17 protein-coding genes are annotated in these 22,002 nt (G+C 66.1%); 13 read left to right on the top strand and 4 right to left on the bottom strand.

Annotation, left to right across the window (positions count from 1 at the left end):
* Positions 1 to 465 precede the first annotated feature (465 nt).
* The 3 genes from H6A23_RS06380 (at position 466) to H6A23_RS06390 (ending at position 6,158) form a co-directional block, all read left to right on the top strand.
* Positions 466 to 3,711, top strand: coding sequence for a glycoside hydrolase family 3 C-terminal domain-containing protein (locus tag H6A23_RS06380; RefSeq protein WP_204831366.1), 3,246 nt, complete (start codon positions 466 to 468; stop codon positions 3,709 to 3,711).
* 4 nt (positions 3,712 to 3,715) lie between these two features.
* Positions 3,716 to 4,165 (top strand): hypothetical protein, encoded by a 450-nt coding sequence (locus H6A23_RS06385; protein WP_204831367.1) that lies wholly within the window; start codon positions 3,716 to 3,718, stop codon positions 4,163 to 4,165.
* Between the two features lie 388 nt (positions 4,166 to 4,553).
* Positions 4,554 to 6,158, top strand: a complete 1,605-nt coding sequence (locus H6A23_RS06390) for an MFS transporter (protein ID WP_204831368.1) — start codon at positions 4,554 to 4,556, stop codon at positions 6,156 to 6,158.
* A 357-nt stretch (positions 6,159 to 6,515) separates the two neighbouring features.
* Here H6A23_RS06390 and H6A23_RS06395 read toward each other — a convergent pair whose 3' ends face one another.
* Together H6A23_RS06395 and rpsT are read right to left on the bottom strand one after the other, a co-directional pair.
* Positions 6,516 to 7,547, bottom strand: coding sequence for a type IV toxin-antitoxin system AbiEi family antitoxin domain-containing protein (locus H6A23_RS06395; protein ID WP_204831369.1), 1,032 nt, complete (start codon positions 7,545 to 7,547; stop codon positions 6,516 to 6,518).
* A 386-nt stretch (positions 7,548 to 7,933) separates the two neighbouring features.
* The gene (rpsT, locus tag H6A23_RS06400) at positions 7,934 to 8,197 is read right to left on the bottom strand and encodes a 30S ribosomal protein S20 (RefSeq protein WP_204831370.1); all 264 of its coding nucleotides are present in this window, start codon (positions 8,195 to 8,197) and stop codon (positions 7,934 to 7,936) included.
* A 108-nt stretch (positions 8,198 to 8,305) separates the two neighbouring features.
* On the opposite strand from rpsT, the gene lepA reads away from it, so the two are divergent.
* Together lepA and H6A23_RS06410 are read left to right on the top strand one after the other, a co-directional pair.
* Positions 8,306 to 10,117 (top strand): translation elongation factor 4, encoded by a 1,812-nt coding sequence (lepA, locus tag H6A23_RS06405; RefSeq protein ID WP_204831371.1) that lies wholly within the window; start codon positions 8,306 to 8,308, stop codon positions 10,115 to 10,117.
* A 116-nt stretch (positions 10,118 to 10,233) separates the two neighbouring features.
* Positions 10,234 to 11,139 carry a tRNA dihydrouridine synthase gene (locus H6A23_RS06410; RefSeq protein ID WP_353653026.1) on the top strand — a complete coding sequence of 302 codons (906 nt, stop codon included), beginning with the start codon at positions 10,234 to 10,236 and terminating at the stop codon, positions 11,137 to 11,139.
* A gap of 237 nt (positions 11,140 to 11,376) precedes the next feature.
* Here the strand turns inward: H6A23_RS06410 and H6A23_RS06415 are convergent, their stop codons facing one another.
* Positions 11,377 to 12,021, bottom strand: coding sequence for a Fic family protein (locus H6A23_RS06415; RefSeq protein ID WP_204831372.1), 645 nt, complete (start codon positions 12,019 to 12,021; stop codon positions 11,377 to 11,379).
* Between the two features lie 393 nt (positions 12,022 to 12,414).
* Between H6A23_RS06415 and H6A23_RS06420 the strand changes: the two genes are divergently transcribed.
* Positions 12,415 to 13,638, top strand: a complete 1,224-nt coding sequence (locus H6A23_RS06420; RefSeq protein WP_286165866.1) for a coproporphyrinogen-III oxidase family protein — start codon at positions 12,415 to 12,417, stop codon at positions 13,636 to 13,638.
* A gap of 132 nt (positions 13,639 to 13,770) precedes the next feature.
* Here H6A23_RS06420 and H6A23_RS06425 read toward each other — a convergent pair whose 3' ends face one another.
* Positions 13,771 to 14,580 carry a TM2 domain-containing protein gene (locus tag H6A23_RS06425; RefSeq protein ID WP_204831374.1) on the bottom strand — a complete coding sequence of 270 codons (810 nt, stop codon included), beginning with the start codon at positions 14,578 to 14,580 and terminating at the stop codon, positions 13,771 to 13,773.
* 516 nt (positions 14,581 to 15,096) lie between these two features.
* On the opposite strand from H6A23_RS06425, the gene H6A23_RS06430 reads away from it, so the two are divergent.
* The 7 genes from H6A23_RS06430 (at position 15,097) to H6A23_RS06460 (ending at position 21,936) form a co-directional block, all read left to right on the top strand.
* Positions 15,097 to 15,552 carry an antitermination protein NusG gene (locus H6A23_RS06430; protein ID WP_204831375.1) on the top strand — a complete coding sequence of 152 codons (456 nt, stop codon included), beginning with the start codon at positions 15,097 to 15,099 and terminating at the stop codon, positions 15,550 to 15,552.
* Positions 15,553 to 15,833: 281 nt separating this feature from the next.
* Positions 15,834 to 16,445, top strand: a complete 612-nt coding sequence (locus H6A23_RS06435) for a transcription termination/antitermination NusG family protein (RefSeq protein WP_204831376.1) — start codon at positions 15,834 to 15,836, stop codon at positions 16,443 to 16,445.
* Entirely contained in the window at positions 16,446 to 17,174 is a 729-nt protein-coding gene (locus H6A23_RS06440) for a sugar transferase (RefSeq protein ID WP_204831377.1), read from the top strand.
* Positions 17,175 to 17,176: 2 nt separating this feature from the next.
* The gene (locus H6A23_RS06445) at positions 17,177 to 18,298 is read left to right on the top strand and encodes a glycosyltransferase family 4 protein (RefSeq protein ID WP_204831378.1); all 1,122 of its coding nucleotides are present in this window, start codon (positions 17,177 to 17,179) and stop codon (positions 18,296 to 18,298) included.
* A complete protein-coding gene (locus H6A23_RS06450; RefSeq protein WP_204831379.1) occupies positions 18,295 to 19,578 on the top strand; it encodes a glycosyltransferase in 1,284 nt (427 codons plus the stop codon). Before H6A23_RS06445 ends, H6A23_RS06450 begins: the two co-directional genes overlap by 4 nt.
* Positions 19,579 to 19,581: 3 nt before the next feature.
* On the top strand, positions 19,582 to 20,727 hold the full coding sequence (locus H6A23_RS06455; protein WP_204831380.1) for a radical SAM protein: 1,146 nt from the start codon (positions 19,582 to 19,584) through the stop codon (positions 20,725 to 20,727).
* 9 nt (positions 20,728 to 20,736) lie between these two features.
* Entirely contained in the window at positions 20,737 to 21,936 is a 1,200-nt protein-coding gene (locus H6A23_RS06460) for a glycosyltransferase family 4 protein (protein WP_204831381.1), read from the top strand.
* Positions 21,937 to 22,002 lie beyond the last annotated feature (66 nt).

The raw sequence follows: 22,002 nt of genomic DNA on the forward strand, positions 1-22,002 counted from the left end.
CGGTAGCCGCCCCTTCCGGGTACGTACGCGCCCCCTCCGGGTACGTACACCCCGCGGGGGGCCGTGGACGCCGCACTCCTGATAAACCCGCAGGTAGGCGGCGGTGCGAGAAGAACATCAAACTTTGAATCCCGTACGTACCCGGAGGCGAGGTGTACGCACCCGGAGGGGAGCCCCGGGGGAGGGGAGGCCCGCGCGCCCCTGCCTCGCCCCGGGCGAGAAGGACGTCGGGCCTAAACCTACCGTAGGGCGAGAAGAACCGTCCGTTGGCGGGTTTTGCGGAGATTGTCTCCTGTCCCTGTGAAGGATTTGCGGTTAGACTGATATATCAGTTTCCGGCCGCCCTGCGGAGGGAAAGGGGACCCCGTGCAGGACGCGGAGCGCATGCAACGCGAACGCACGCAGAGAAAGGAAGGGAAGGTACATGCACGACGTAAGGGAAAGCGCACAGAGGGGGGATCTCTCATGAGCAACGAAGCTCGTCCCAAGACGCTGGTGACACGTCGCGGCCTGTTCGGCCTCGGCGCGCTCGGCGCCTCCGTCGCCGTGGGCGCGGGTGGCGTCATGGAGCAGTTCGCCTCCACGCTCGACACCAACCTCGGCACCCAGAGCGAGAAGCTCACGTCCGAGAGCACGGAGAACGAGCCCCTTTACGAGGCGTTCAAGCCCTCCGACGAGGTTCTGAACGAGGACGGCACGGGCAACTCCCACGCCCTCATCCAGAAGGCCATCGACCTCAACCGCAAGCAGGCGGCCGAGGGCGCGGTCCTGCTGAAGAACAGCTCCGAGGAGGGGCGCGGCCTGCCGATCGCCGAGGGCTCCAACGTGACCCTGCTCGGCATCAGGTCCCACATGCCCATGCTCGGCTCGAGCTTCGGCCTCAAGCTCTTCGGCCCCTGCATCACGCTCGAGCAGGCGCTCACCCAGAGCAAGACCGACTTCGCCAACACCATCACCACCAACGTCGACCGCAGCACGGGCGCGATCGCACCGACCATCTCCAGCTGGTCGGGCGACGAGTTCGACTTCGACGGCGCCGGCTTCAACGTCAACCCCACGATGGTCGACGCCTATGAGGCGCTCGGGGAGTCCTTCCCGCACGCCACGTGCGAGATGACGGTTACCGAGTACGACCCGAAGGAGCCCGGCGTCGCCGACATCGAGGGCGTCAACGGCGACTTCCGCTCGAGCTTCGCCGAGTACGGCGACGCCGCGATCGTGGTCATCTCCCGCCCGTCCGCCGAGTCGATCGACTACCTGCCCGGCAGCGTCGTGGCCGGCCTCGGCGTCGACGAGCCGCTTCAGCTCACCGACAACGAGCGCGCCGCGATCGACCTCGCCAAGGAGTGCTCCGGCAACGTCGTGGTGATCCTCAACACCGCCAACGCGGTCGAGATCAAGGACCTCGCGGACGACCCGGACGTCTCCGCCATCCTGTGGATCGGCTTCCCGGGCTGCTACGGCATGCTCGGCGTCGCCGACGTGCTGAGCGGCAAGGTGAGCCCCTCGGGCGCCCTCACGGACACCTACGCCACGCACAACATGAGCGCCCCCGCCATGCAGAACATGGGCGACTACCACTACGCCAACTCCGACATCCTCACCCGCAAGGGCGGCATGTTCGGCGACCTGTCCTCGAACTACCTCATCGAGTGCGAGGGCATCTACGTCGGGTACAAGTACTACGAGACCCGCTACTTCGACCAGGTCATGGGCCTGGGCAACGCGACCTCGGCCGCTGGCGCCACCGCGGGCGACACGTGGAACTACGCCGACGAGATGGTCTACCCGTTCGGCTACGGCCTCTCCTACACCACCTTCAGCCAGGAGCCGGTCGGCGAGCCCGAGCTCGAGCTGACCACGCTCGACAACGGCGCCACCACCGCCTACGTGACCTTCAACGTCAACGTCACCAACACCGGCGACACGGCGGGCAAGTCCATCGTCGAGATCTGGGGCCAGGCCCCCTACACCGCGGGCGGCGTGGAGAAGTCCGCGATCCAGCTCCTCAACTTCGAGAAGACCGACGAGCTCGAGCCCGGCGCCTCCCAGCAGGTCTCCGTGAAGGTCGACCTCCAGTACATCGCGAGCTGGGACAGCTCCCACGAGAACGAGGACGGCACCGAGGGCACCTACGTCATCGACCCAGGCACCTATTACTTCGCGCTCGGCAACGGCGCGCACGAGGCCGTGAACAACGTCCTTCTCGCCCAGGGCGTCGACGCCTCCCGACTGGCCGGCACCGGCGACGCCGCCAAGGTCTGGACCATGGCCATCACCGACGCCGAGGTGCCCCGCACCGCGCTCTCGATCTCCAAGAACGGTGCGCAGGTCTCCAACCACCTCGAGACGGCCGACTGGAACTACTTCCAGCCCGGCGAGGTCACCTACCTCTCCCGCTCCGACTGGGAGGGCACCTGGCCTGTCGAGTACGCCGACATGACGCTCGAGAACGAGCAGCTCATCGACTACCTCAACGGCCACTACTACGACGTCAAGACCGACGACGACCTCTCCGGCATCACCTGGGGCGCCGACTCCGACCTCATGATCTGGGACATGGCCGGCAAGACCTATGACGACCCCGCCTGGAACGAGCTGCTCGACAAGATGACCCTCGAGGAGGCGCTCTACCTCGCCACCTTCGGCGGCCCCTCCATCCCCGGCGTCGAGTCGATCGGCCTGCAGGAGCACTACCTCACCGAGAACGCCGGCAACGGCATCGTCATCGCCCTCAACGCCACGCAGGACTCCAACGCCCCGTGGACCATCGGCGCTGACGACCCCAACGGCGCCTGGAACGGCGCGGTCTTCGGCAACGCGCCCCTGACCGCCGCCTCGTTCAACAACTCCCTCTACTTCGAGATGGGCCAGTTCATGGGCGAGGAGTCGCTGTTCACCGGCATCGCGATGCTCTGGGGCCCGGGCCTCAACATCCACCGTCAGCAGTACAACGGCCGCAACGGCGAGTACTACTCCGAGGACCCCGTGCTCTGCGGCAACACCGCCATGGAGTACTCGATGGGCGCCCTCGAGTACGGCCTCATCGCGTCGCCGAAGCACTTCGCCTTCAACGACCAGGAGACCAACCGCTCCGGCGTGGCGCCGTACATGACCGAGCAGCAGGCCCGCGAGGGCGAGCTGCGCGGCTGGCAGATCGCCTTCGAGGCCACCGACTACGACACCGAGGACCGCAACGCCAACATGACGGGCCTCATGACGTCGTTCTCCAAGATCGGCCCGATCGAGTGCACCTGCTCCACCGGCCTCATGACCGACATCCTCAAGAACGAGTGGGGCTTCCGCGGCTACGCTGTCACGGACATCTACGACGACACCGACCTCTGGGCGGCCGTCCTGGTCTCCGGCACCACCTGCTTCGACACCCGCGGCATCTCCGGCTTCTATGACTCCACCACGCTCGAGAACTGCTCGACCTTCGCCAACCAGATCGACGGCGTCTCCATCGGCGTGGACAAGGTCAAGGGCGACGCCACGGTTCAGAAGGCCGTCAAGGAGTCCGCGCACATGATCCTGTACGCCATGACCCAGTCCAACCTCACCAACCGCTACAACAGCACCACGCACATGGAGCCGCAGTTCACCTGGTGGCGCGGCGCGTACATCGGGGCCGCCGCCGCGTTCGGCCTGCTCGCCGTCGGCGCCGCCGCCTCTGCGGCCATGAGCTCCAAGAAGAGTAAGGAGGCGTAGGGGGATGTCCACCACTACCGCTAAGAAGGGGATCGGCTTCTTCATCGAGGCCGTCGCCCTGGTGCTCGCCGTCGTCGGCATCGTCGCCATGGTCGTGAGCGGCAGCATGGGCGTTGGCTACGAGTTCCCCAACATGCCCGTCTACCTCGTTCTCTCGGTCGTCGCGATCGCGCTCGTCGTGGTCTCGATCGCGCTCGACGCCAAGCCCGCCGACAAGGGCCCCGGCATCGTGTCCCTGCTCGCCCTGGGCGTCGCCATCTTCATCCTGGCGTATGCCGGAATCCAGGTCGTCGCGTCCCGAGCCCTCAACATCTCGGCGATCTTCTCCTGGAACTCGGGCGACACCACCGGCTGGAGCATGTTCTATGCGGCCGCGGCCTCCGCGGGCTGCATGGTGGTCTCTGCCGTGCTGCTCACCGTGGCCGGCTTCATGCCCACCTTCAAGCGTCGCTAGCGTCTTCATGGCCGGCGCACGGTCGCCGGTCGGCAGACGCCCTGGGCCCCGCGGGTGCTTCTCGCCCGCGGGGCCCTTTTTGGAGCGCCGCGCGCTACCGTTCTTCTCGGCTCGCGGCCGCCCGATGCGCAAAGTACAGAAGTTTCCCTATTCCTACGGCATTTCGCCTGATGTCCGCGTGGGAGGGCCAAAGCTTCTGTACATTGCGCCTGCGCATGGCTCCGCCCGCGCGCCGGCGCGCCCGGCCCGAACCACCCACGCCGCCGTTTGCGCCGCTCGCGGAAGAGGCCCGATTCTGGGGAATTCGGCGCCTTGTTCACGCTAAACTGATATATCAGTTAGAGGGGCGAGAAGCCCCAAAGAAGGGCCGCAACATAGGGGAGAGTGTATGGCAGAGAAGAATGCTCAGGCGCCGCAGCACCACGGTGCGGGCGCGACAAACCGGGCGAAGATGTACCAGCTCGTCCTGTTCCCGTTCAACAACGGCGCGACGAACGTGTACTACGTCCTCCTCATGAACTACATCGCGTATTACGCCAACGGCGTCCTGGGCCTGCTCCTGGCCTTCGCCACCACGATGGTCACGGTCACGCGCATCTTCGACGCCGTGATTGACCCGTTCATCGGAGTCTTCATCGACCGTACCGAGACCAAGATCGGCAAGTTCCGCCCGTTCATCATCCTCGGTAACGTGGTCATGGCCGTCTCGTCGCTGCTGCTCTTCTACGGCACGCGCCTCATCCCCGCCGACATGGAGCTGCTGCGGTACGTGGGCTATACCCTCTGCTACATGCTTCTCATGGTCGGCTACGCCATGCAGACCTCCTGCACGCGCTCCGGCCAGACCTGCCTCACCAACGATCCTAACCAGCGTCCGACGTTCACGATGTTCAACACCATCGCCTCGCTCGTGGGCATGGGCGTGACCATGGCGACCGCCTCCATCGTGGGCGGCCAGGTCGGCTTTGGCACCGAGGCCTTCTTCAACTTCCTCATCCCGCTTGTCATCATTCTCTCCGCCGCCCTCACCGCGCTCGCGGTCATCGGCATTGCCGGCAAGGACCGCAAGGAGTACTGGGGCTTCGGCGAGTCCGAGGGCGAGAAGACCCAGCTCAAGATCAAGGACTACGTCGAGATCGTCAAGGGCAACAAGGAGCTCCAGCGCCTCATGGTCGCGGCATCCGGCACCAAGTTCGCCTTCGCCGTCGCCACCAACACCACTGTCGGCGTCCTGCTCTATGCCTGCATGATGGGCGACTACAACCAGTTCTACCTGCCCATGTACGTGATGGGCTACGTGTTCTCCGCCCCGTTCTTCATCGGTGGCCTGCGCATCAGCCAGAAGTTCGGCCAGAAGAAGACGCTCGTCACCTTCACCTCGGTCGCTCTCATCTGCTACATCGGCGTCGTCGTGCTGCTTGGCATGTGGAACCCCAACGATCCGGCGTTTGGCCTCTCGCTCTGGAGCACCGAGGGCGGCTTCCACCTCACGCTCAACGCGTACACCCTCATCTTTATCGTGCTCTACGGCCTGGGCTACGGCGCGTACTACTCCACCGCCGACATGGCCATCCCGATGGTCGCCGACGTCTCCGACTACGAGATGTTCCGCTCCGGCAACTATGCGCCCGGCGTCGTGGGCACGCTCTTCTCCTTCGTTGACAAGCTCGTGAGCTCGCTTTCCACGACCGTCGTCGGCATCGCCATCACCGCAGTGGGCCTCGCCACGCTGCCTGACACCGACACCCCCTACATGGAGGGCATGAACGTGCTCACGATCGTCCTCTTCTGCATCATCCCCATCGTCGCGTGGATTCTCACCCTCATCGCCATGAAGGGCTACAAGCTCACCGGTCCGCGCATGAAGGAGATTCAGGCCGTCAACGCCTGCCGCAAGGACGCCATCGCCGACGGCATGACCGTCGAGAAGGCCCTCGAGACCTACAAGGACGTCAAGGACATCCCCGCGGAGTACAAGGCGTCGCTCTCGTAGCGTCGCTTCGCGGCGCGCCCGCGCCGCCTGGATAGCGCTTCCTCCTTTCGGGGGTGCTCGGTCACTGCCATGCGCCGGGCACCCCTCTTTCGTGCGGGGGCGTTCGGTTAAGGCATGGCCTGTCGCGAATGCCGTGCGCGAGTGCCTCCCGCGAGTGACAGCTTTCGAACAAACGGGGGCCCTGAGGGGGCCTCGTCCGGCCAGAATCCGTCACTCGGCTGACGGACCGCCGTTGGGGCCTCGGTTGCCGCGGCCGCCCCTCCGGCCGGAGTGGCCCGTTTCGAACGGATGGGAGCCTCCAGGGGCGCTCGTTCGGTCAAAAGCCGTCACTTTGCGCGGGGGTCGAGTGCGGTCGGCTCATGCGAGCCCGTATGCCTCAAGGGGAACGAGCTCGCAGACCGGGCCGTCCGGGATGTCGACGAGCGGCTCGTGGTCGCGCGGCACGCCGAAGGTCTCGAGCAGGCGGTTGAACTCGTACAGGTCGCCGACCTCCTCGGGGGAGAAGCGGATGATCTTCGGCAGGTCGATGGTGATGCGGGACTCGCGCCGCCGCTCGCGTCGCAGCGCCACGAGCGGGCTGCCGCCGTTGATGAGCGGGTTTCTGACCTTCTCGCCGCCGTCGAGCTCCCCGATGATGACGGTTCCGTCGGGCAGCACCCACATGAAGTCGACGCGGAGGGCGCGGCCGGGGCTCATGGGGTCGCGGAGGGGCACCTGCAGGTCGGGCATCGCAAACCCCAGCTCGTACATGGTCGCCCGTGCGGTTGACTCGCCACCGCTCTCCGGGCGCGGGTCGGCAAACGAGACCGTCCTTATCGCCTGCCGGAACCCTCGGAAGTGCGGGCCCATGGACTCGACGTACGAGACCAGCTCGTCGGCGCCAAGAAGGCCCAGGCGAAGACAGGAGTCGGCGACCGCGAGCCCCTCGGAAAAGCTGAGCCGCCGCGCGCAGTCGAAGACCGTGCGCTCCGGCCCTGTCACGGGAATGCCCGACGCGGTGGTCGCGCCCTCGCCGCGGACGTGGAGCCCCACGACCCTCCCGCCGTGATAGCTGCGCGCGCCCGACGGCGTGGCTATTTGGATGGGCGTCTGGAGGTGGTTTGACACGCTGAGGCCGTGGGCGACGGCCGCGGAGGTCCCGCAGAACACCCAGTCCGGGTGGAGCTCGTGGAGGGCGCGCATCATGAAGAGCGTCCGCTCGCTCCGGGCGAGGGAGCGCCAGGATTCTGCCCGCGCGTACAGCCGCGGGAGCGGGGAGAGGGGCTCGCCAGACTCCACGCGGCGCTCGAGCGCGCGATGGAGCCTCCCCGGGAACGACTCGAGGCACGCGCCGCGCCGCTCCGCCTCCCGCAGGAAAATGTCAATCTCACGGTCCACGATCTGCCACACGGCCCCTCCTCTCCGCCTTAGCGGGGATGATAGGGGAGGGGCGGCCCGCGGTGTCTTCCCGGCCCCTGACGCGTCGCTGACGCCGCAGGTGGCAGGGGGCGCGGCCGCCGGGGCGACTTCGCGGGCGGCGGCCTGGCGGCGGCGGGCGGCGTTTTGCACGCGGGGGCGGGCCGGGGGCCGTCGTTTTTCTCGCCTCTGGGTCTCCCCGCCGGGCGAGTGACAGATTTCGAACGTATGAGGCCCCCGGAAGGGCCCCGTCCGGCCGAAGGCTGTCACTCGGGGAGGGCGCGGCGAGAAGAACCGGCAAGCAGCGGGTCCTTCTCGGCACGAAAAAAGCGGACCCGGGCAGCACCCCGGGTCCGCTCGCACGATCTATGAGGGAGAAGCTACTTGATGGTGTTCACGAGCTTCTGCACGCCGCTCTTGCGCTGAGCGGCCTGGTTCTTGTGGATGATGCCCTTGGAAGCGGCCTTGTCGAGCAGGCGGCCGGCCTTGTTGGCGGCGTCCTGGGCGGCCTCGGCGTCCTTGGCCTCGACAGCAAGGCGGACCTTCTTGACGGCGGTCTTGAGCTCGGAGCGGACCGCGCGGTTGCGCTGACGCGCCTTCTCAGCGGTGATGATGCGCTTCTTCTGAGACTTGATGTTAGCCACGTGCAGTTCCTTTCGGTTCTTAACTATGTGAGGCCTCTGTGCTGAGACACGGCGAGGTCAACCCGATGAATATAGCATATCGCCCGGGAGTTCGCTATCATTCACTTCATGTCTACTAACGATACCTCACATATCCGCAACTTCTCGATCGTTGCGCACATCGACCACGGCAAGTCGACCATCTCGGACCGCATCCTCGAGCTCACCCACACGGTGGAGGAGCGCGACATGGAGGCCCAGCTGCTGGACACGATGGACATCGAGCGGGAGCGCGGCATCACGATCAAGTCCAACGCCGTCCGCGTGACCTATGACGCCGACGACGGCGAGACCTACCAGTTCAACCTCATCGACACGCCGGGCCACGTGGACTTCACCTACGAGGTCTCCCGCAGCCTCGCGGCGTGCGAGGGCGCGGTGCTGGTGGTGGACGCCACGCAGGGCGTGGAGGCGCAGACCGTCTCCAACGCCAACCTCGCGATGAACGCCAACCTGGACATCGTGCCGGCCATCAACAAGATCGACCTGCCAAGCGCGGAGCCCGAGCGCGTGCGCCAGGAGATCGAGGACGAGCTGGCCATCCCGGCCGAGGACGCCGTCTGCGTCTCCGGCAAGACGGGCGAGGGCATCCACGAGCTGCTCGAGGCCATCGTGTTTCTGGTCTCGCCCCCCAGGGGCGACTACGACGCCCCGCTCAAGGCCCTCATCCTGGACTCCTACTTCGACGAGTACCGCGGCGTCGTGGCCACGGTGCGCGTCTTTGACGGCCACGTCCGCAAGGGCGACCGGCTCACCATGATGCAGGCGGGGATCGGCTTTCTCGCGGACGGCGTGGGCGTCAAGCGGCCGGCCGAGCAGCTCGTGGACGAGCTCGGCGTGGGCGAGGTCGGCTTCGTGGTCACGGGCCTCAAGGACCCCGAGGCCGTGCGCGTGGGCGACACGCTCACCTACGCCGCGCGCCCCTGCGCCGAGGCGCTGCCGGGCTACCGCGAGGCCAAGCCGATGGTCTACACCGGCATCTTCCCCATAGACAACAAGGACTACGAGAACCTGCGCGACGCCCTGGAGAAGCTCCGCGTGAACGACCCCTCGCTCACCTGGAGCCCCGAGACCTCGGTGGCCCTGGGCTTTGGCTTCCGCGTGGGCTTTCTGGGCCTGCTCCACATGGAGGTCGTCAAGGAGCGCCTGGAGCGCGAGTTTGGCCTGGGGCTCATTGCCACCTCGCCCTCGGTGGACTATCACGTCTACAAGACCGACGGCGAGATGCTGGAGGTGAGGAGCCCCCAGGACCTGCCCGACGCCACGCGCATCGAGCGCATCGAGGAGCCCTACCTCAAGGCCAAGGTCATCGTGCCGCCCGAGTACACGGGCGCCGTCATGCAGCTCGCCATCGAGCACCGCGGCATCACGCAGGACATGGTCTACCTCTCCCAGAAGTCCGTTGAGATGCACTTTGACATTCCGCTGGCAGAGCTCATCCTGGACTTCTTCGACCAGCTCAAGAGCCGCACCAAGGGCTACGCGAGCCTGGACTACGAGTTCTCCGACTACCGCCCGAGCGACCTGGTGAAGCTCGACATCCTGCTCTCCGGCGATGAGGTGGACGCCCTCAGCTTCATCGTGCACCGCGACAAGGCCTACGCCATGGCCCGCGGCCTCTGCGACAAGCTCAAGGAGATCATCCCGCGCCAGCAGTTCGAGGTGCCCATCCAGGGCGCCATCGGCAACAAGATCATCGCCCGCAGCACCGTCAAGGCCGTGCGCAAGGACGTGCTGGCCAAGTGCTACGGCGGCGACATCTCGCGCAAGCGCAAGCTCCTGGAGAAGCAGAAGGAGGGCAAGAAGCGCATGAAGCAGATCGGCTCGGTGGAGGTGCCGCAGGAGGCGTTCCTCGCCGTCCTCAAGGTGGACGACCAGTGACGGCCGCCGAGGTCCTGGCCGCCTACGCACCCGCCGCCGCTCTCGACATGCCTAAAAGGGGACAGGCCCCTTTTAGGCAAGTCTCTCTCGCGGAGCGCCTCTCGGGCAGGCTGCTCATGGCGCCGATGGCCGGCGTCTCCGACGCGGCGTACCGCCTCATGGCGCGCGCGGGTGGCGCTGCGCTGGCCTACTCCGAGATGGTCTCCTGCGCCGGCCTCCACTACGGCGAGAAGAGCTGGGAGCTCGTGGACCCGGACCCGGCGGAGCCGGACGTGGCCGTGCAGCTCTTTGGCTCCAAGCCGGAGCTCTTCCGCGAGTCCGCGGAGCGCGTGGCGGCGCGGCTGGGCGAGCGCCTCGCGCTCATCGACGTCAACATGGCGTGCCCGGTGCCCAAGGTCACCAAGAAGGGCGAGGGCTCCGCGCTGCTGGAGGACCCCGCGCTCGCAGCGGACATCGTGCGCGCGTGCCGCGCGGGCGCCCCGGGCGTTGCCGTGACGGTGAAGATCCGCCGCGGCCGCTACGCGGGGCAGGAGGTCGCGCCCGAGTTCGCGCGCGCGATGGAGGACGCCGGCGCCGCCGCCGTGGCCGTGCACGGCCGCTTTGCCACGCAGATGTACCACGGCGAGGCCGACTGGGGCGTCATCGACCGCGTGGCGGACGCCGTCTCCGTGCCCGTGATCGCGTCCGGCGACATCCTCTCCCACGAGGCGGCGCTGCGCGCGCTCGACGAGACCGGCGCCTCCGCCGTGATGGTGGCGCGCGGGACCTACGGCAACCCGTGGGTCTTCTCGGGCCACGAGCCGAGCGTATCCGAGAAGATCGCCGCCTTCGAGTGCCACGTGCGTCTGCTCGCGGCCACCGGCGCCCACCTCAAGCGCGCCCGCAGCCTCGCGGGCTGGTACTTCAAGGGCATGCCCGACGCCGCCCGCTGGAGAAACGCCGCCATGAGCTGCGTCACCGCCGAGGAGTTCCTCGCCGTCGCCGCCGACGTCCGCGCGTACCTGACAAAGGTGTCAGGGTAGTTTGTCAGGAAACCCGCTCGGCGGCGGGCGGGGGCGCGGCCCGTTGCGACATCGGGGGTTATGGCAGCTTTCGTTGTTCCGGCTTTGTCTGATTTGGGGTCATGGCAATCGCCGCCGGTCGCCAACTGGTCGTTCTCCTCGGAGCGTTGCGGTTTTGGGGGCTATGGCAGGCCGGACTCTGCCACAGCCCCACATTCCGCAACGGCTGAAGCATGACAAAGGTGTCAGGGCAGTCTGTCAGGAAACCGCCTGCGCCCCCGCCGCGGCCGACTCGTTCTCCCGGGTCTCCCGCACGCAGGCAATCCGACCCTTGCACTCGGCGAGGACGGACGCGCAGCCAAGTGCGACGAGCGGGTTGGCGTCTCCGTCCGCCTGCCACGCCTCGAGCGACGTGTAATAGCCGACCCTGTCGTCGTGCTTGATGGCGACGGGCGGGTATCCGGCAGAGACAAGCATGCAGTTGAGCAGCGTGCGGCCCGTGCGCCCATTGCCGTCCTGAAAGGGGTGGATGGCCTCGAAGAGGGCGTGGAACGCAAGCGCTGCACATACGGGGTGCAGGTCATGATGCTGATATGCGTAGACGAGGCTCTTGAGGTCATCGCGAACCTCGACGGCGGCAACCGGCGCGGTCCGCGAGCCGCGGATGTAGACGGGGCCCATTCTGAGCGCACCGCGCGTCCTCGGCCGGCAATCGAGCGCGGTGCGCTCATGTATGTCTTGGATGAGGGCAACACTGAGCTCGCGTCCCTCGGAGGGCTGCCTCAGGGCGTAGTCGTAGCCCTCCGCGACGCCGCGTACCGAGAAGAGGTCCTGCAGGCTCTTGTCGTCAGTGGGAATGAACTCTCCCTCAAGGACGAGCTCGGTCTCAAGGGGCGTGAGCATGGAGCCCTCGATGGCAGTCGTGTGGTAGGCAAAGCGGCTCAGGAAGTCGCGGTCGTACCCCGCAAGGGCGTCGCGCTCGGCATCGGTGCGTGGCGCTCATGTCCGCCGCATCTCGTCGGTGAGCGCGGCGACTCGCGAGAGCGAGGACTCAACGTCCGGGCTGAGGATGGGGTGGAAGGCTCTGTAGATTATCTCGGCCATGGGTAGGGACGAGAAAGACTCCCCTGATTTGCGCATGAGCCCTCCCGTCTCAGCCGCCCTGCTTTGCCCCATTGTATGCGATGCCCTAGGGTGCGGCTTCACGGATACAATGATGATGCCAGTGCCATAGCATGGGAATATGACCCACGTCAAGGGATGCAAATCGAGCACTCGTTCAGTAACGGATACGTTATGACCAAAGCCCTCTACCTGCACATACCCTTCTGCGCGCGCAAGTGCGCGTACTGTGACTTCTCCTCGTGGGCCACGCCCGCGGGCGACCCGCTCATGGCCGCGTACGCCCGCGCCCTTGAGGAACAGCTCACGGAGGCGGCCGCGCTCGGCCTCGTCGAGGGCTGCGAGACGGCCTACGTGGGCGGCGGCACCCCTACGCTTCTGGGCGAGAAGAACCTGGGCTCGCTCGTCTCCGCCGTCCGCTCCGTGGCGCCGGGGATAGCGGAGCTCAGCTGCGAGGCGAACCCGGACTCCCTCACGGACGGCGTCATCGACGCCCTTCGCGCGGCAGGGGCCACACGCCTCTCCGTCGGCGTCCAGAGCCTCGACGACGGCGAGCTCGCCGAGCTGGGCCGCCTGCACGACGCCGCGTGCGCGCGGGGGCGCGTGGCGGCGGCCGTGGCGTCCGGGCTGGACGTCTCGGTCGACCTCATGTGCGCGACGCCGGGCCAGACGGACGAGAGCTGGAGGAGGACGCTCGAGGGTGCGCTCGCGCTCGGCGTGGGCCACGTGAGTGCCTACCCGCTCCAGATAGAGGAGGGGACGGCGCTCGACCGCCGCTATGCGGATGACCCGTGCCCCTGGAACTCCGACGAGGTGCAGGCCGCCCGCATGAGCGAGGCTCAGGTGATGCTTGAAGGTTCTGGCTTGGCCCGCTATGAGGTGGCGAGCTACGCCGCCGCAGGTAAGCGATGCCGACACAACATTGCCTACTGGACGGGCCTGTCATATCTCGGCCTGGGAACCGGAGCCTCAAGCATGCTCAACCTCAAGGAATACTTGAGATTTCGTGAGGTTGCTCCGCAACTGCCGAAGCCGCCCGAGGGGACCGCGCGGGCGCGCCTCACCGTCACGACGGGCCGCCGCGAGCTGGCGGCGGACCCGCGGCTGGCAGCCCTCTCCGCGTCGCTCGAGTTCCTGACGGAGGCGCAGGCGGCGACCGAGGACCTCATGCTCGGGGCGCGCCTCGTGGACGGGCTGGACCCCGCGCTCGTCTCGCGCGCCCGTGACCTGCTCGGCGCGCGGCTCAACGATGCGCTGGCCGACCTCCTCTCCCGCGGCCTTCTGGCCGAGAAGAACGGTCGGCTCGCGCCCACCGAGAGCGGCTGGCTCCTCGGCAACGAGCTCTACGGCGCCCTCTGGGACCTCGCCCCGGGGGAGGTCCTCACCGCGAGCTGCTAGGATCCCACTCATCCGTGAGCCGCGTGAGTGACAGAATCCGGCCGAATGCGGCCCGCAAAAGCGCCCCATCCGTCCGAAACGCGTCACTCATACTGGCGCCCGCACCAAACCGGGCGGCCCGAGCCCGAGCCGCTACTCCCGCCGCTCGCGGCCACGCGCAACCTCAAGCGGCTTGACGGCTCCCGCCTGCGCGGGCACGTCCGGCACCGGGCCGTTCATCACGCGCTCGATTACGTCGAGCGCGTATCGCGCCTCGTCAAGCCTGAGGATGTGCTGGCGGCTGCCAAACTGAAGCGCAAAGCCCCACTCGACGGGGGTTATCGAGGAGAGCGCCGTCACCTGCTCGTCAAACGCGCGCCTGACGCCGGAGAAGACGATGCGGCGGTCGGTCACGGAGAGCGTGCCGGGCGTGGGAATCGCGATGTCCTTCCTAACGGGGTCCAGATGGACGTTCCGTCCAAGCTCGTAGGCAAGCCCGTTTCCGACGAGCCCCGCCCCTCCCGAGAGGCGCCCCGTCTGCCGGACGACCTCGTTCCTGATCTCATAGTAGGTGGCCGGGCAGCAGAGATGGCAGCGCTCGCCGGGGGAGAGAAACGCGTTCGTCGGCACGACGGGGAGCGGGTCCACGGGAAGGAGGCGCCGCGTCCCGCCGGGGATTGACGGCGACGCCGCATGCCCGCGCGTGGCCGCCGGGTCAGGCCGGCCAACGGCTATCCGGTAGTAGCGCCCCGCGTCAGAGAGCCAGCCAACAAAGAAGAGGCCGCCGGTCAGGAGATAGAGCACGCCCATCCCAGGCTTGCCTTCGCGGAACTTGTGGGCGCCGCACCACCCGAGCAGCGCGCAGAGGAGAAAGTCGCCCCATGCCGCCGCCCGCGGGGCGTGTCGCCGCCCGCGCGCTCGCCTCTCGCCACCGATGTCGACGTGATCGTGAATGGCAATCATCCCCTCGTAGGGATAATACCAGCGCCGCCGAGCTCCATGTCGGCGACGTCCGGAGAGCGCCCGACGACTGGCGTGTCTCCCCGCGATTGCGGCACGCCCCGCCCGCCGAGTGACGGAAACCGACCAAACCAGGCCCCCAAAACGGCCCCATCCGGCCGAAACGCGTCACCCGGGCCAGCGCGCCCAGCCGCCCACGGCTCCCCATACCACAACGCTACAGTTAGCCGAATGTAATATATGTGTCGCCAAATTAGGGGAGGGGGTATTCCCTCAACCAAGGTGTGATAGCATCAGTTCCACCAACAGGTCATGTTGAGAGGGGGAGTGATGTCAGATTATGCCGCACAGGTACTTTTACCTGCGGAAACAGAGTTCTCTGCCGCTCCCTCGAAGATATCAACTTATAAAATGATAATCGGGGGGGGGGTCTCCCGGAATAGGCTAGACCTACCGGAGGCACGCCCAACCAACGGAACGCTCTGCGCGCTGCGCGTGACGCCCGGCCACGAGCGCGCGATGGCGCGTCGCGTGCGCCGCGTCGCGGCGGCGGGGCTCAACGACTGCTACGTCCTGCTCACGGAGCGCGAGCGCCGCCGCGACGGGCTCTGGCACAGGGAGCTCGTCCCCACCTTCCCCTCCTACCTCATCCTCGACGTGCGGAACCCCGACGCCCTCGAGCGCGGGCTCCGCCTCCTCACGGCCCCCGCGGACCTTCCGCGCGTGGGCGGCGTGCCCGCCGCAATCCCCGCGGAGGACGCCGCGCTCCTGCGCGCGCTCGCCGGCCCCGACCACGTCATCCGCGCGTCCCGGGGTGCCATCGAGGACGGCGCCCTCCGCGTGTGGGAGGGCCCGCTCGCCGGGCGAGAGCAGCTCGTTCGCCGCATAGACCGCCATCGTCGCGCCGCGTACCTCGACTCGCGCCTCGGCGAGGGCCGGCTGCGCGTGGGGCTCGAGGTGGTGAGCAAGACCTAGCCAAAGACTCAAGGCAGCTTTCTGTGCGCGGCCCACGGGCCCTCTCGCGGGCGGCGCACAGCAAGCTGGCTCCCTGCGTGCGCAGGCGTGCTGTTGCTGCATACATACCCCGGTCGACCGCGCGGTGCATCAGGCGGGCGCGGAGGGCTCGGGGGAGTGAAGAGACTCGCGATGCCGCCGACGGGCGGCATGGCCGAAGGCGTGGGCCGCGTGCCCGGCGCCAGGCCACGCGCGTCTCTTTTTTCATGACCAGATTCAGACAGGAAGAACCCGGGGAGGTGATGGCGAGCATGTGGTACGTGGTGCAGGTGACAGGCGGGACCGAGGAGCGCATGGCCGAGCTCATAGAGAGCGTGGCCACGCCGGGCGTGCTGGAGGAGTGCTTCCTCCCGCGCTACCAGACGGAGATCAAGGTCCGCGGCGCGTTCCGCCCCGTGGAGAAGCCGCTCCTCACGGGCTACCTCTTCGCCGTGACCGCGGACCCCGCGCGCCTGGCGCGCGACCTCGCCAAGATCCCGGAGTTCGCTCGTGTCCTCAAGGTGGGAGGGGCCTACGCGCCGCTCTCCCGCGAGGAGGAGGCCTGGCTCGGCGCTTTCACCGAGCCGGGGCGCCGCTGCGTCCCCATGAGCTACGGCGTGGTGGCGGGCGAGAAGATCGTGGTCACCGAGGGGCCCCTCAAGGGGCACGAGGCCATGATCGCCGAGGTCGACCGCAGGCGCAGCGTTGCGTACCTGCGCTTTGAGATCTGCGGCCGCGAGGTGACCACCCGCGTGGGCCTGGGGCTCGTGGCGCGCCTGCCCGAGACCGCCCGCGCGGAGGCGGAGCGCGTGGTGTCGGAGCGGCGCGCACGCGCGCGGGCGAGAAGGTGCTCCATGGAAGGAACCTGCAAGTAAATGGATAGGAACGAGCTTGTCGTGACCCAGTGCGGAGGCTACGCGCTCGAGCGGGTCGAGGGCGTGGCGGCGGGGCTCGATCCCGAGGCGGCCCGCGCGGCCGAGCGGCTGAGGACGGGACGGTGGGCCTACCGCGCCGTCAAGCGCGCGTTCGACGTCTGCTTCAGCGCGTGCGTGCTCGTGTGCCTCTCGTGGCTCTTCCTCATCGTTGCTATAGCCATCAAGCTGGACGACCCGGAGGGCCCGGTCATCTTCTCGCAGGCCCGCGTCGGGCGCGACGGCCGGGAGTTCCGCATGTACAAGTTCCGCAGCATGTGCGCCGACGCCGAGAGCCGCCTCGCGGAGCTGGCCGGGAGAAACGAGAAGGACGGACCGGTCTTCAAGATGGCGGACGACCCGCGCGTCACGCGCGTGGGCAGGTTCCTGCGCAAGACCTCGATCGACGAGCTCCCGCAGTTCGTGAACGTGCTCGTGGGGGACATCTCGGTCGTGGGGCCGCGCCCGGCGCTTCCCAAGGAGGTCGCGCAGTACACTCCCCGTCAGCGTCAGCGCCTCTCCGTGAAGCAGGGCATCACCTGCTACTGGCAGACGCGCAGGAATCGCGACTCCATCACCTTCGACGAGTGGGTCGACCTGGACCTCATCTACGTGAAGAAGTGCGGCCTCTGGGCCGACCTCAAGCTGATCGTCCAGACCGTGGGCTGCGTGCTCACGGCGCAGGGGAGCTAGCGGTGCGCATAGCCATGATCGGGCACAAGCGCTTTGGCTCGCGCGAGGGTGGCGTGGAGGTTGTGGTGACCGAGCTCGCCCGTCGCATGGCGGCGCTTGGGCATGAGGTCACCTGCTACGACCGGGGCGGCAAGGACGTCATGACCGGTGACCGAGCGCACGGCGAGCGCGTCGTGGATGGTGTGCGCGTGGTGCCGGTCCGAACCATCGATGCCAGGGGCATGGCGGCTCTGAGCTCCTCGTTCTTTGCGACGCTTGCCGCCGTCAAAGACAAGCCTGACGTTATCCACTACCATGCGGAGGGTCCGTGCGTGCCACTCCCGATGGCGCGCCGCGCGGGCATACGGACCGTCGCGACGATCCACGGCCTCGACTGGCAGCGAGCCAAGTGGGGTAGGCTCGCAAGCTCCTACATAAAGCTCGGCGAGAAGAACGCGGCGGGATGCGCGGACGAGGTTATCGTGCTCTCGCGGTCCACGCAGCGCTATTTTCGCGAGACGTACGGACGCAAGACCCTGGTCATTCCCAACGGGATCAACCCCAAGGAGCCCAGGGCGGCGCGTGTCATTACCGAGCGCTGGGGACTGGGGAGGGGCTCCTACATCCTCTTCCTCGGGCGACTGGTGCCCGAGAAGCGACCCGAGCTCCTCATAGAGGCATTTAGAGGGCTCGAGACGGACAAGTGCCTTGTCATCGCGGGGGGCGGTTCCGACACATCCGCCTACGAGACGGCCCTCAGGCAGGCTGCCGAAGGCGATGACCGCATTCTCTTCACGGGCTTCGTGCAGGGTGAGGAGCTCGCCGAACTCTACTCGAATGCGTACTGCTACGTGCTGCCCTCTGATGTGGAGGGCATGCCGATGAGTCTGCTCGAGGCCATGGCGTACGGCTGCTGCTGCGTGACGAGCGACATCCCCGAGTGCGCGGACGTGCTCGCGGGGACGGGGATGACGTTCGAGCGGGGGAGCGCCGCGGGCCTGCGGCAGGTGCTCGTGTCGCTTCTGAAAGACGATGGGGAGGCCCGTGCTCTCGGGCTGACCGCCCGCAAGCGCGCTCTCGAGTCATTCGGTTGGGACTCCGTCGTTCGATGGACGCTTGAGACCTATGAGGGGGCTGCCGGATGAGGGTCATTCTCGTCAACAAGTTCCACTACCGCAAGGGCGGGTCGGAGACCTACTACTTCGCCGTGGCCGACGCGCTCAGGTCCCAGGGGCACCAGGTGTTCTTCTTCGCCATGGAGGACCCTGAGAACGAGCCGTGCGACCAGGCGAGGTGCTTCGTCTCAGCCAAGGACTACAACGGGCCGACGTCGGTGGTGCGGAAGGTCGGCGAGGCCGCGTCGCTCCTGTACTCCACGGAGGCCAAGCGGAAATTCGAGGCCCTCTGTGAAGCGGTGCGACCTAACGTCGTCCACATGAATCTCGTCCACCGGCAGATCACGCTCTCGATCCTCGATGCGCCGTACCTTCAGGAGCACGGGGTCCCGGTCGTCTGGACGGCACACGACTACATCGCGGTGTGCCCGAGCTACACGATGCTCGACGGCAACGGCGAAGTGTGCGAGGCGTGCCTGGGCGGCCATTTTTCCAGCTGCCTCAAGCGGAAGTGCGTCAAGGGCTCGACGGCAAAGAGCGGCTTGGCGACGCTCGAGGCGGAGTACCTGCGCCTCACGAAGGTGTACGCAAAGATCGACCGCATCATCTGCCCCTCCCAGTTCCTGGGGAGCAAGATGGTCGAGGGCGGCTTTCCCACAGAGCAACTCGTCTGGATGCCCAACTTCCTGACGGACCGGGCAGTCTCCGAGATCGAGGGCGTTCCCGCGGCCGATTCGGGCAGGCCGTACTTCATCTACTTCGGGCGGCTTTCGGGCGAGAAGGGCGTCGCGGTCCTGCTGCGGGCATTCGTGCGGGCGCGGGCTCAGGGCCTGCCGGAGGACTACGGCCTCGCCATCGTCGGCGACGGTCCCGCGCGCGCCGAGCTGGAGCAGCTTTCCGCCGAGCTCGGCCTCGCCAACGCCGCGGCGTTCCTCGGCTACAAGTCGGGTGACGAGCTCAGGGCGCTCGTGAAGGGCGCCCGCTTCAGCGTGGTCCCGTCGACGTGGTACGAGAACATGCCGTTCTCCGTCGTCGAGTCTCTTCTGGCGGGGACGCCGGTCCTGGGGAGTCGCATCGGCGGCATCCCCGAGCTCGTCGACGAGGGCAGGACCGGCTTCACGTTCACCGCGGGGGACGCCGACGCGCTCGCCAGCCTGCTGCGCTCCGCGACGGATCTCTCCGACGACGAATACCGCGCGATGCAGGCAGCGGGTCGGGCGTTCGTCCGCGAGCGCTGCTCCGAGAGCGCCTACCTGCAGAAACTCGTCGACCTCTATACCACCCTCATACGCGAGAAGAAGGGTCATTAATCCATGGCTGAGAAGAAACTCAACGGCACCGTCATCGTCACGTACCGCTGCAACGCGCGCTGCACCATGTGCAGCCGTTACAAGGCGCCGAGCCGCCCGGAGGAGGAGCTCTCGCTCGAGACGATCAGGAAGCTTCCGCGCATGTACTTCACCAACATCACGGGAGGGGAGCCCTTCATCCGCAAGGACCTCAAGGACATCGTACGCGAGCTCTACAAAAAGAGTGACCGCATTGTCATCTCCACCAACGGCTTCTTCACCGACCGCATCATCGACCTCTGCGAGGAGTTCCCTGAGGTCGGCATCCGCGTTTCCATCGAGGGTTTGGAGGACACCAACAACGAGATCCGAGGGCTCCCCAACGGCTTCCAGCGCGGGTATCAGACGCTCAAGAAGCTCGTGGAGATGAAGCACCCCGACGTTGGTTTCGGCATGACGGTGCAAGATAGGAACGCCAAAGATCTCGTGCCGCTCTACAAGCTTTCAGACGAGCTGGGAATGGAGTTCGCCACGGCGAGCCTTCACAACAGCTTCTACTTCGTGGAGGCCCACAACATCATCCATGACCGTCCGATGGTGGCCAAGAACTTCGAGAACCTCGTGAACGAGCTCCTCAGGAGCAGCTCGCCCAAGAAGTGGTTTCGCGCCTACTTCAACCACGGCCTCATCAACTACATCTATGGCCAGCCGCGCCTGCTGCCCTGCGACATGGCGTTCGACACCTTCTTCATCGACCCCTACGGCGATGTCATGCCCTGCAACGGCACCAAGGACAAGGAGGTCATGGGCAACCTCAACGAGGAGTCCTGGGACGAGCTCTGGAACTCCGACCAGGCGGAGAAGGTCCGCGCGAAGGTTCGTCACTGCGACCGTAACTGCTGGATGATCGGCTCGGTGAGCCCGGCCATGCACAAGTACATCTGGAAGCCCGGCTGGTGGGTGCTCAAGCACAAGGCGAAGGCGCTCTTTACCAAGAAGCCCTACGACATGCACGAGCTCAAGATCGTCAGCGACTACGAGGAGGGCCGCGTGACCAAGGAGCAGCTCGACGCCTGCTCCACCTGCGACCTGTGCGCCACAGTGAACGACGGCCTGTCCGAGGCGTCGAAGGCGGATGCCCACGTGTACGAGACGCATGAGGCGTTGTAAGGCTACGAGATGAGGATCCTGTACGTCGCCCTTTCTTGTGGCCCTAACCTCGGAAGCGAAGATGCCATTGGTTGGCATCTGCCGATTGCTGCCGCCAGAGCCGGCCATGACGTGACCGTTCTGACGAGAGAGGACAAACGGGAGGAGATTCAGACCTTTATCGATTCTCACCCGGCTCAGATTTACCCGCGCTATGTCTATGCGCCCCTGGGCAAGCTTGCTGGCTTATGCAAGGGGCCGCTGTATTCTGTTCGCGCCATTCTGTGGTGTCGGTCAATTAGACCGCTTCTGGAGCGTATTTGTGCGGAGGCCCCCTTCGATATCATTCACCAGATAACGCCAGTTGAGTTCAGGGCCCTTGCCGATTACTCGGGTCTAAACGCCCGAACAGTGGTTGGCCCTGTCGGCGGCGGCGAATATGCGCCCAGGCAGTATCGGCGCTATCTAAAAGGAGAATGGCATGTCGAGTTATTCCGAAGGGTTTTAAACGAGGTTTGCGTTCGTTGCTCGGGTTTTAAGAAACGCGTAAAGGCAATTGACTTTATTTATTTTGCTAACAGAGAAACCGAGCGCTTCTTTGAAGACCATTCAGTAGAGGTTGAGTCATTTGGCCTCAAGACTGAAATCGGAATTGATGGAGAAGCAGAAGGGCCGGCGCCTAATTCGATTGAGGTCGGAGAACTCCGAATTCTCTTTGTCGGGCGTCTGGTCCCTCGTAAAGGCGTCGAGCTGTTGCTTGAGGCATGCGCAAAAGCAAATGCCGCTGGCTTGAATTTCCATCTTAAAATTTGTGGAGACGGCAAAAGCCGAGCAGGGCAGGAATTGCTTGCCAAGAATCTTGGAATAAGCGACCGCGTTGAGTTCGAAGGCCAGGTAAACCGCGATCGGCTTGCAGAGTTTTATCGATGGGCGAACATCGTGGCGATGCCGAGCCTTCGTGAGACGGGAGGCACTGTCATCGCGGAGTCAATTTCACATCATCGTCCATTGATATGTGCGGATTCCTTCGGCGCGAGCCTGATCCTAGATTCTAAGACGGCTGTCCTGCTTCCTCCAGGATCCGGCTCAGATGAGTATGCCCAAGCCCTGCTTGGGATTACGAATGAGTTGCTGGACGATTTGAATTTCGACGAGGTTGAAAGCGAGCTGATTTGGGATAACAAGGCTGCTCGGTATGTCAATAAATATAGAGAGATTATTGAACGGTGAATTTTTTTGAGGCCCTACGGTCATCGGTTTTCTGCATGATCCTGGCGAAGTTTGATTGGAGGTAGT

The organism is Olsenella uli, assembly GCF_016900775.1.
GTDB classification, from domain to species: Bacteria; Actinomycetota; Coriobacteriia; order Coriobacteriales; family Atopobiaceae; genus Thermophilibacter; species Thermophilibacter uli_A.